Annotated in this window: 2 protein-coding genes; both read left to right on the top strand. The window is 65.1% G+C overall.

Annotation, left to right across the window (positions count from 1 at the left end):
• Positions 1-494: 494 nt before the first annotated feature.
• Complete coding sequence (locus tag FD715_RS22325) at positions 495-773, top strand: hypothetical protein (protein WP_147115475.1); 279 nt, start codon at positions 495-497, stop codon at positions 771-773.
• Positions 774-1311: 538 nt separating this feature from the next.
• The coding region (locus FD715_RS22320) for a hypothetical protein (protein WP_147115473.1) at positions 1312-1623 on the top strand (312 nt) is incomplete at its 3' end.

The following is a 1623-nucleotide window of genomic DNA, read 5'->3' as shown; positions in this document are numbered from 1 at the left end:
TCTTGCCGATGCATGGAGGTCCGGCTGGGAGAGGAATCTCGGCAGTTTCCCATCTCGGGGACTTGGTATCGACGGTAGTCACCGCGATGAGCGCGCCGTAAGAAGTGCTCGGCGCGGGAGGTGGCCGGCAAGGCGCGGTGTTCCGAAGGCTGGCGGGGATCGATGAAGAAGGCTGGCGTGCCGAGTGGCAGCACGCCCTTGGCACCATGATGTCGACTTGAACGGCGGCATTGCGGCCCTTACCGCCTGAGAACGTCAGGGACGGGTTCGGCCGCAGACTTGATCGGCGACCCCTTGGCCCTGACCCCAGACGACAATTGCGGGTCAAGAGAAGAGCTGTTCCGCCAGGGTTCGACGGATCTCGCGATCCCCGCCCGTCGTGATTCCGCGGGCAGGCCTGGTTCTCCGAGGGCGGCCGCTCGGAGGCACCCACTCTCCATGTGGCACGTGCTCGGGGCATATCTGTAGTATCATCTGCGCGGGAGGACGGACCGATGGACGACGCCGAACACAGGATCGACGAGATGAACGCAGAAATGCAGGCCGCCTTCCTCGAAGAGTTTGGCGACCCGGCCGAGCTGCTGGCGCAGCCGGGTCTGCAGCCTGTGCTCGACGCGCTCGCGCCCGATTACACGACTTGGCAAAGGGCCTTCTGGCTCGTCTCTCCGGAGGAGTTTCTCGACAGAGAGACGCCCCTCGACGTCGTGCAGGCCGGAGAGATCGACCGCGTCGTCAGGGCCGCATGGCTGACACGCGAGATCGTCATCGGCTGAACGTCTTGCCCGGACGGCAAAGTCTGGCGAGGCACCTGGAACCGGGTTTCCGCGGAAGAGGCGGGACCGGCCTCGCTGAGCCCACCAGGGAGCCGCGGTTTAGGTCTTGCTCACGACGAGCTGTGTCAGTCGCGACGTGAGAAACCGCGCTGCCTGGCAATAATCTGGCAACACGTCCCCCGAACGGCTCGCCGACCACATGGCGACAGATCGAAGATGTCCATGACAGGCCGGCCGGGAGCAGGGCGAGATCATTCGGTGCATGCGGTTTGTAATGGCCGCGACCACCGGTGATCCATCCTTCGTCGCGGAGGGTCGCCGCGCTGGAGGAGGCTCTCACCACCCCGCGGCAAGATTTCTTTTCGTTAGATATCAGCGCTTTGAACGATATCCGGCCAGGATGGCCAAACTTTTTCGCCGTTTTCGTTTCCGGATCCGGCGCACCGGTCAGAGGTCCCGAGTGTCGGGGCAATGTCCCGGCCGGGAAGGGCCCTGGTAGCCCTCCCGTTGCGACATTCCAGATGCGAGGGAGCACGATATGCCGAGCTGGTGCGAAAACCGGATCAAGATCACTGCCGAGACCGAGGAGGAGATGGCCACCTTCCTTGACGCCGTTGCCGGGCCGGACGGTCCCTTCGATTTCCGCGCGATCTGCCCGGTCCCGGCCGTGCTGGAACACGGCGTCGAGGGCCACCGCGACTTCGAAGTGGCCGGCCGGACCGTCACGGTGACCCGCTGGCTCGAGCGGCGCGATGCCGACGGCGCGGTCGTGGAGGCCCGTCCCTTCACCGCGGACGAACTCGAGGCTTACGCAAGCCAGCCGCATGCGACGCTCTGGGACTGGCTTCTG

This window comes from Tateyamaria sp. syn59 (genome assembly GCF_007995245.1).
Taxonomy (GTDB): domain Bacteria; phylum Pseudomonadota; class Alphaproteobacteria; order Rhodobacterales; family Rhodobacteraceae; genus Tateyamaria.
The sequence above is the reverse complement of the archived record's forward strand: the minus strand, read 5'-3'. Positions and strand labels throughout refer to the sequence as shown.

Coding starts and splice junctions, on each gene's coding strand:
- FD715_RS22325 (WP_147115475.1), top strand. CDS start 495: ATGGACGACGCCGAACACAGGATCGACGAGATGAACGCAGAAATGCAG.